The 8980-nt window shown below is 59.3% G+C and carries 3 protein-coding genes and 1 pseudogene; all 4 read right to left on the bottom strand.

From position 1 onward, the window contains the following. Nucleotides 1-78 precede the first annotated feature (78 nt). The gene (locus tag XarbCFBP7408_RS21300; RefSeq protein ID WP_146093814.1) at nucleotides 79-1074 is read right to left on the bottom strand and encodes a hemagglutinin repeat-containing protein; all 996 of its coding nucleotides are present in this window, start codon (nucleotides 1072-1074) and stop codon (nucleotides 79-81) included. Between the two features lie 146 nt (nucleotides 1075-1220). Further along, nucleotides 1221-3572: pseudogene (locus XarbCFBP7408_RS21305) on the bottom strand (hemagglutinin repeat-containing protein); the annotation flags it as partial. Between the two features lie 467 nt (nucleotides 3573-4039). Next, a complete protein-coding gene (locus XarbCFBP7408_RS22560) occupies nucleotides 4040-4495 on the bottom strand; it encodes a hypothetical protein (protein WP_146093815.1) in 456 nt (151 codons plus the stop codon). A 31-nt stretch (nucleotides 4496-4526) separates the two neighbouring features. Then, nucleotides 4527-8980, bottom strand: a 4454-nt coding sequence (locus tag XarbCFBP7408_RS21310) for a hemagglutinin repeat-containing protein (RefSeq protein WP_104564625.1), incomplete at its 5' end; no start/stop codon positions are given.

An 8980-nucleotide genomic window follows, 5' to 3' on the forward strand; every position in this document is an offset into this window, starting at 1 on the left:
ACGTCGCATCGATCTCCACTTGGCGTTGCTTTCGCTCGCATCCTCCATCATCTGCTTACGCCTTCTTCCTGGGTTTTGTTAGCCGCTCTTAGTCACTAGATCTTGCTTGGCAAGAACATTCACATCTCCCTTAAGGCTGCTCAACTGGGTGCGAAGACTGTTCTGATCGGTGCTACTGCCATCAACAACGTACAGCTCCTTGCGGATACCAACGGTGCCGGAGTAGCCATCGCCACCCAGGTCACCGAACTGCATCTGCCGCTGCGTCTCTTGCCAGCTTTGAGTCGCCATGCCCGGCAGCAGCTCGATCCCGCCCTTCTGGGCGATCAAGTTGACTGAAGCTTCTGCGGCAACATTTGCACCCTGTAGCGCAATATCGCCTTGTCTACTGATTAGCGTGATTTGTTGCCCACTGATGCTGCTACCAGTCTGCCCAACAACTTGCCTATCTGCATCATTGGTTCCACGTCCCTCGCTGTAGGGCATTGTGGTGATACCGCCACTGTTTGGACCACCGTTGACTTGACGGCTCGCCGCACCGATGTCCTGAATGGCGAAAACTGTGCTACCGCTCTTGGTCCTGCTATCACTTGTTTGCGTTTGTGTGTCCGCGCTTGCCAGCAGCATTAGATCGCGCTGTGCATCAAGCATCACTGCGCCGCCAGCCAGGAGCTTGCTACCCGCCAGGACGATGTCGCCTTCTGTCGAGCGCACGCTGATGCCACCTGCAGCCGTGACCGAAGCTCCCCGCTGAGTGGTACGTTCGATGTCTACGTTTGCGGATGCGCTTTTGCTACCAAAGCCCATCGCGATCTGCGGCATGCTTCCAGCGGAGGCAGCCACCTCATTGAGATAGCTCTTGGTTTTTTCCCTTCCATTAGCATCGCTATCGTCAATCTGCTGCATATTGCGAACAGTGTCGATCGGCGTGCCAACCAACGCCATCGATAAGCCGCTACTGCTAGCCTTAGGGAAGCTCTGAACAACTCCTCGATAGACTTCTGATCGACGCCTGAGGTTGGAGCCATCACGCGTAAGTGATTGATTTTCAGCAACGGAGATTGTCGTGATCAAGCGAAATCCCAAATTCGCTCGCAACGCCAAGAGTTGTTCAGAGGTTCCTTAGCTTGCGACTGAATTCGCTCGGTCTGCTCGACCGGCGTGATTTCCACGTTGCGGCCCTGGATAGCAATATTGCCGCCAGTTCCTTCGACATCATTGGTGGCGCGGCCGGCAAAAAGATCGCTGCCACGGATCGCAACATCGCCTCCTGCTACTACACTCACATTGCCTTCGACGCTACCAATCAAGCTTCCTGTCGTGGCGGTTTTGCTGGACTGACTTGCATTCGACGCTTTCTGGCTACCGGCCGTGAAACCAATGCCTCCCAAACCGCTCGCTCCGCCTCCGCCGAATAGGCCGGACTTCTTGGTCTTGGATTCATGCGACTCGGCGTAGCTGTTCTCCGCAACGTCGATGGCAATGTTGTTGCCGGCAGCCAGGGTCACGTCGCCTGTTCCAGCCACCTGCGCGCCTTGCGACAGCAGATCGTTACCCGCCGCAATCTGCACCGTGTCACCACTGAGCGTGGTGGTGACCGCCACGTTGTCCTGCCACTCATCATGCGTGGTTGTGGTCTTGCTGGAGAACGTGCCCTTCTTCTTCTTGGTCATGTCCTGCACGGCGTCGTGCTGCTCGCTGGCAGCGAGCAGGTTGACGTCGTTGCCGGCGGCCAGGGTGATGCCGCCTTCCTTGGTGGCGGCCGATGCGGCGGTGAGGGTGATGTCGTTGCCGGCCTGCATCGCCAGGTTGCCGCCGGCACTGAACTCGGTGCCGTGGACAGTTTCGTCGCTGGTCGCGGTGGTCTGCTTGAAGCGCTTGCGCGTTTCCAGCGTGTTGCTGGTGTCCACCGTGGTCAGCGTGCTGGCGTTGATGTCGTTGCCGGCGCTGATGCCGAGGCCCTTGCCGGCGTCCAGCTTGGCCGCGACCAGGTTGACGTCGTTGCCGGCGCTGAGGATCAGGTTGCCGCCGGCAGTGAGCGCCTGCTGGTCGATGGTTTGCGTGGTTGTGGTGGTGGTGACGCGCGTCTTGCCGTTGCGTGTCTTGTAGCTGTTGGTTTCGGTCTCGTTGAGGACCGATTCGACGTTGAGGTTGTTGCCTGCTGCGGCAATCAGATCGCCGCCGGCCTTGACGTCGGCCTGGCGGATGGTCAGGTCGTTGCCAGCGGTCAATTGCAGACTGTCGCCGGTGCTGATATTGGTGCGGGTGGCAACCTTTCCATCCAGACCAGTGCTCGGGGTCAGCGAGAGGTTGTTGCCTGCCTGCAGTGCGGCACTGCCGCCGGCGTTGATGGTCACGCCGTGCAGTTGCAGGTCGTTGCCTGCGGAGACGATCAGGTCCTTGCCCGTGGTCACCGACACAGCGTCGCCGCCACGCAGCAGGCCGTTGTCGTCGCGCAAGGCGCTGGGCGTCAGGCTGAGGGTGTTGCCAGCGATCAACGCTGCGCTGCCATCGGCCTGCACGCGGGTACCGGTCAACGTCATGTCATTGCCGGCGAATAGTTGCAGGGTGTTGCTGGCGCTGATGCCGGACAGGATGCCGACGCCGTTGATGGCCTTGGATGCTTCGCTGACCAGATTGTTGCCGGCCACCAGTGCGACGTCGCGGCCCTGGATCTGGCCCTGGTTGAGCAGGTCGTTGCGCGCTTCCAGGGCAACGCTGCCAGTGCCGCTGATGCGGCCCTGGTTGAGCAGGTTGCCTGTGGTGATGCTGACGTCGGCGCCGGCAATGACGCCCTGGTTGCTCATGGCGTTGGTGGCGTTGAGCTCGACGTTGCCGCCGGCAATCAACGCGCCGTTGCCACGCAGTTGCAGCGAGTTGGACGCCAGGTACACCACCGGTACCAGCACCTTCTGGCCCTGGTAGTCCTGCTCCACCATCCACACGATGTCCTGCGTGAGTGCAGCGGCCTGCGCGGCAGTCAAGCCCACGCCCATGCTCAGTTGCAACTCGCCCGCGGCGACCACGCCGGATTCCAGCAAGGCGCGGTACTGCGCCACGCCGTCGGCGTAGTTGCCCAGATAGCGGCGGCCGGTGAGCTGGGTGATCTGGTCCAGCACCAGGCGCTGCTCGTAGAAGCCATCGCCCAGGCGGGTCTGGGTCCACTCTGGATCAACACCCAGCTTGTCCAGCAGGAAGTCGCTGCTGATGAAGTTGTCGTAATTGACGAAGCGCGGGTCGGTCTCGATCAGGTAACGACGGCCGGGGCCATTGCTGCGCCAGGCGTTGATGCCGCCCAGGCCGTTGGCGGCACGGCCCATTGCGGTGAGATCGGTACCGGTGCCGCCGGAGAGGCGATACAGCCCGCCAATGGGCAGATCGATCTGCGTCAGCGACGTCTGGCCGCTACCCACAATGTTGGTCACCGGAATGCTGGCCGGATCGACTCGGGTACGGCTGTCGGATGCGACGGCAGTGACGCCGGTACCGGCCGCGGTGGCCTGCACGTCTGCCTGATCGACGCTGCTGCGTACAAGCCCACTGTCGTTGGACGCGACCGGTGCGACCGACATCTTGACGATGCCGCCCGACGTGGCGAGCGTGGCGTCCTGCGTGTTGGCGCCCACCTGGGTGCCTGCACTGCCGGTCGTACCGGTGGCAACACGAATACTGTTCGCGCCGCCATTGGCACGGCCGATCACCGCCTGACTGCCCACTCCACCGGCGCTTTGCGTGGCGCGACCGCTCAAGCCACCTTGTGCGCCGACACCATTCAGCGAAGCGCCGCTAATGCCACGACCGTCGCTGCCGACGGCACCATTGCTGATAGTGGCGCCGTTGATGCTGACGCCTTGGCCGCCGGTCATGCTGGCGCCCAGGGCGGCGTCCCGCTCAATTACTGCGCCCCTGAGGTTTACTACTGAGGTTTCGAGGTTTCGAATTTCTCAGCCGCAGCTGCCTGTGCGGCTGTCGGAATGGTTACGGGTCCACGCGCCCCGCTGACGTAATTTTTTCGGGAAAAATGCATTTATATAATCAGCTAGCGCCTCACTTTAGTCATCGGAGCAAGGACAATATTTGTGATTTTCCTTCCAAACATTAACCACTCAACCTTCGTGACAACCCCGTCCCCACTCAACCTAGCTATGAACATATTTCTCCGTTTTGAGAATCTAATAACGCCAATTTTCTCGTCCAACTCTTTTTTATAGTTGCTTTTAATAAGGCCGGATTCGAAATCCTCCCATCTCAACCGCGGCGTTAAAATTTTTGAAACCCCGCCAACCAAAGAAAATATCAACGGGAATAAAAATAATCCAACTACCATGTCAATGGTTGCCAGCCTGTTTAGGGCGTATTCAACACCAAAACCACTATCAATGACAATGTAAGAAATAGCAAAAATCGAAAACAAAGATCCAACGAGAAAATAAATTGTTATTATGAATTTATAACTGAAAATAGATAAAAACTTTTCTGTTAAGTTTGAAATCACCCCCCCAACAAACCATCAAAAATTGCACCAATCATTTATTTGTATCCTCGTCTTTTTTTTCAGCGTAATGGTCAGCTACCGCATTAGCCGCAGTCTTTACTGACGTGCTCACGGCCAATTTATTGGCTTGTATAACAACCCCACCAGCTGTCTTTATGCTTTCCATAAATCCTATTGGCAATCCCGCCCATCCCAGCATTTGTTGGGTAGCCATTCCACCTGTCGCGCCAATAGTGGACGAAATAGCCAATTTAGGCCATGAGAATTTTTCCGAAAATTTTGAAAAAATTGATCCGCCATCAGAATAGGATTCCTTCACGGAACTCCAAGCGACTCCTGCAGTATATGTTCCAGCCCCTGTCACGGCTCCTTTAGCCCCCACCGCCGCTACCTCTGGCAAAGCGGCGAACGTTAGGCTCCCTGCCCCGAACGTTGCACCAGCAAGTGCGACTCCCCCAACAGATGTCACTAAAGTAGCGTCGCCGCGCGACGTGTCAGCGAATCTAAGTAGCTCCGAGTTGTAATTATACTGCAGCACATCCTTGCTGATGCCTGCCTGATAGAGGCCGTTGTAGACCGTGAGGAAGTTATCCGAACTGGAAGCCAACTCTTTTCCGTACAGGTGAAAGGCGTTGTATTCAGCATCAGTCGCCTGGAAAGCGCGGCCCCAGGCGTACTGGTTGGTGTTGGTGCTGAGGAATCTCTGAGCACTCTCATCAACGTTGGTATTGCCAATAAGGCCGTTGATCTCTGCATCGACTCGCGCGGCAGCTTCCACGGTTAGGCGACGATTTGCTTCCTCTTCGTTAATTCCTTCCTGCAACGCGAATGCCTCAGCGTTTTGGCGAATCCATGTCACTTCATCAGGATGCAACTGCCGATTGAACTGATCTCCCGCCAGCGCGGTTGTTGCGCCAACCTGCCCACCCGCAATACCACCAAGCGCCACACTTCCTAGCTCCATGAGTGCGTTGTAAGTCGCCGGGTCGGTAACGCCGTTCTTGACCAAGTAATCCGACATCGCCACCTTGGCTGCTTCAGCGCCCGCTGCACCAATTGCTGTTTGCAGAAAATTTTCACCGCCGAGCGCAGCAATCGCCGCGCCTGTCAGGCCATGCAGCAAAATCTTGTTCGTACCCCCGTCGCTCCATGCGTCCAGACGTGCCAGTGCCTGAGCTTTAGACGCTTCATCCGGTGCGCTGGCCAGATCAAGCTGAGCTTTCTGATACATCGCCGAAGCAACATCACCTACGACTCTGAACCCAATCTCTCCAGCCAACCCCATGAGCTCCTTCTGATCGTTGATCTTTTTCTGATCAAAAATCTCCTTCAGCCCGGACTGCTGCAACTCGGTGGCATTGCGATCCAACCCTGCCAGCGCAGACTCGTCGCCATTGCGGATCTGGATCGTACCGGCGGCGATATCGCTTTTGGTCGTGCTGCTTGAGCTGTCGCTAGCGTTGCCCAACATGCTCAGCCCGGTACCGATGGCCACGCTCGCCATGCTGCTGCCCGTGCCACCGGCCACAGAGACGCCGCTTGTCTTGTACTCGGCCTTGTTCTGAAGATCCTCGACCGTCAGGCTGCCGGTGGACAGCCGGTTGCTGCCAGCATCGGCCGTGCTGGCAATAGCGCCGCCTACCAACTTCGTGGTACCGCCCACCGTGATGTCGAAGCCACCATTGCCGGCCTGGATGCCGCTCTGCTCAGTCACGCTGGTATAGCTGCTGTTGACCTTCTGCTGGCTGTAGCTGCCGCCGCTACCAGAGCCGGTCGCGAGGGTCAGGCTGGCCTGCTGTTGTTTGCTCTTGTACTCGTTGGTGTCCTGCTCGCTCTTGATCAGCAGATCGCCGCCAACATTCGCAAGGACCTTATTGCCAACCGCCTGTGCGCCCTGGATCGTGGTGTCGTTTCCGCTCACCAAGGTCAAGGTGTCGTTGGCCGTGACCACGCTTTCCGCACGTAGATCGCTATTGCCCTTGGCGCTGCCTTTGCCGGCGGACACTGTCAGATAGTAGCCCGTCGTCGCACCGACGCTGACACCGATCTCACCCCCAGCGTTCTTGTTTTCAGACTTGGTGGTGTTGGTCTCCTGATTGCTGAGCAGGTTGAGATTGTTTGCTGCGGCCAATGCCACGTTGTTGCCGGCAATCTTGCTGCCAATGACGTTGAGGTCGCCGCCGGTGGCTGCAATGGTGACATTGCCGTTGCTGAGGATGCGGCTGCCCCCGGTGCTTTCTTCATGTGTGCTGGTCTTGCTTGACGAACTGCTCGCACCAATGCCGAGACGAAAGCTCATGCCAGTTGCAGCTCCCGCCCCTTCTAATCCGCTCGCTGGCTCCTTGCCAGGTTTTGCCACATTTCCACCGACCGCTTGACCTTGATAGCCAGCCAAAAAATTGTCTGGAGTTGTTTTTGCTTGATCGACCGTCGCACCTGTCGCGTAAGCAGCACGCGCCGCATAGAGCGCTTTCAGCCTGTCGTCGTCCACATCGGAAATCCGCTTGGCAGCACCATACGCTGCCAATACGGTATCGACGACGCCACCACTGATACCCAACGTGATGCCCGCACTCTGCTGCTTGGAGGTCTGCACCGTGTCCACGGTGTTTTCTGCTGCAGCAATGGTGACTTCCTTGCCCACGATGGTGGTGCTGGTGGCGCTCAGCACATCGCTGCCCGTGATGGACACCTTGTTGCCAGCCGTCATCGTCACCGCGCCATCGGTACTGCCGACCAGACTGCCGGTATTGGTGACCTCGGTGACGTCCAGGCCGTCGGTCTTCTTGGTCACGCCCAAGGCGACACTGAATCCGCCGCCGCCGTAGAGACCGGACTTCTTGACAGTCTTTTCGTGTTCCTCGCTGTGCGTGTTCTGCACGGTGTCCAGCGTGAGGTTGTTGCCGGCGGCCAATACCACATCCCCGGTGCTGGCCACTTGCGCACCCTGCGACAGCAAGTCGTTGCCCGCCGCGATCTGCACCGTGTCACCACTGAGCGTGGTGGTGACCGCCACGTTGTCCTGCCACGCATCATGCGTGGTTGTGGTCTTGCTGGAGAACGTGCCCTTCTTCTTCTTGGTCATGTCCTGCACGGCGTCGTGCTGCTCGCTGGCAGCGAGCAGGTTGACGTCGTTGCCGGCGGCCAGGGTGATGCCGCCTTCCTTGGTGGCGGCCGATGCGGCGGTGAGGGTGATGTCGTTGCCGGCCTGCATCGCCAGGTTGCCGCCGGCACTGAACTCGGTGCCGTGGACAGTTTCGTCGCTGGTCGCGGTAGCCTGCTTGAAGCGCTTGCGCGTCTCCAGCGTGTTGCTGGTATCCACCGTGGTCAGCGTGCTGGCATTGATGTCGTTGCCGGCGCTGATGCCCAGGCCCTTGCCGGCGTCCAGCTTGGCCGCGACCAGGTTGACGTCGTTGCCGGCGCTGAGGATCAGGTTGCCGCCGGCAGTGAGCGCCTGCTGGTCGATGGTTTGCGTGGTTGTGGTGGTGGTGACGCGCGTCTTGCCGTTGCGTGTCTTGTAGCTGTTGGTTTCGGTCTCGTTGAGGACCGATTCGACGTTGAGGTTGTTGCCTGCTGCGGCAATCAGATCGCCGCCGGCCTTGACGTCGGCCTGGCGGATGGTCAGGTCGTTGCCAGCGGTCAATTGCAGACTGTCGCCGGTGCTGATATTGGTGCGGGTGGCAACCTTTCCATCCAGACCAGTGCTCGGGGTCAGCGAGAGGTTGTTGCCTGCCTGCAGTGCGGCACTGCCGCCGGCGTTGATGGTCACGCCGTGCAGTTGCAGGTCGTTGCCTGCGGAGACGATCAGGTCCTTGCCCGTGGTCACCGACACAGCGTCGCCGCCACGCAGCAGGCCGTTGTCGTCGCGCAAGGCGCTGGGCGTCAGGCTGAGGGTGTTGCCAGCGATCAACGCTGCGCTGCCATCGGCCTGCACGCGGGTACCGGTCAACGTCATGTCATTGCCGGCGAATAGTTGCAGGGTGTTGCTGGCGCTGATGCCGGACAGGATGCCGACGCCGTTGATGGCCTTGGATGCTTCGCTGACCAGATTGTTGCCGGCCACCAGTGCGACGTCGCGGCCCTGGATCTGGCCCTGGTTGAGCAGGTCGTTGCGCGCTTCCAGGGCAACGCTGCCAGTGCCGCTGATGCGGCCCTGGTTGAGCAGGTTGCCTGTGGTGATGCTGACGTCGGCGCCGGCAATGACGCCCTGGTTGCTCATGGCGTTGGTGGCGTTGAGCTCGACGTTGCCGCCGGCAATCAACGCGCCGTTGCCACGCAGTTGCAGCGAGTTGGACGCCAGGTACACCACCGGTACCAGCACCTTCTGGCCCTGGTAGTCCTGCTCCACCATCCACACGATGTCCTGCGTGAGTGCAGCGGCCTGCGCGGCAGTCAAGCCCACGCCCATGCTCAGTTGCAACTCGCCCGCGGCGACCACGCCGGATTCCAGCAAGGCGCGGTACTGCGCCACGCCGTCGGCGTAGT

Origin of the sequence: Xanthomonas arboricola pv. guizotiae (assembly GCF_002940205.1) — a bacterium.
Taxonomy (GTDB): domain Bacteria; phylum Pseudomonadota; class Gammaproteobacteria; order Xanthomonadales; family Xanthomonadaceae; genus Xanthomonas; species Xanthomonas arboricola_C.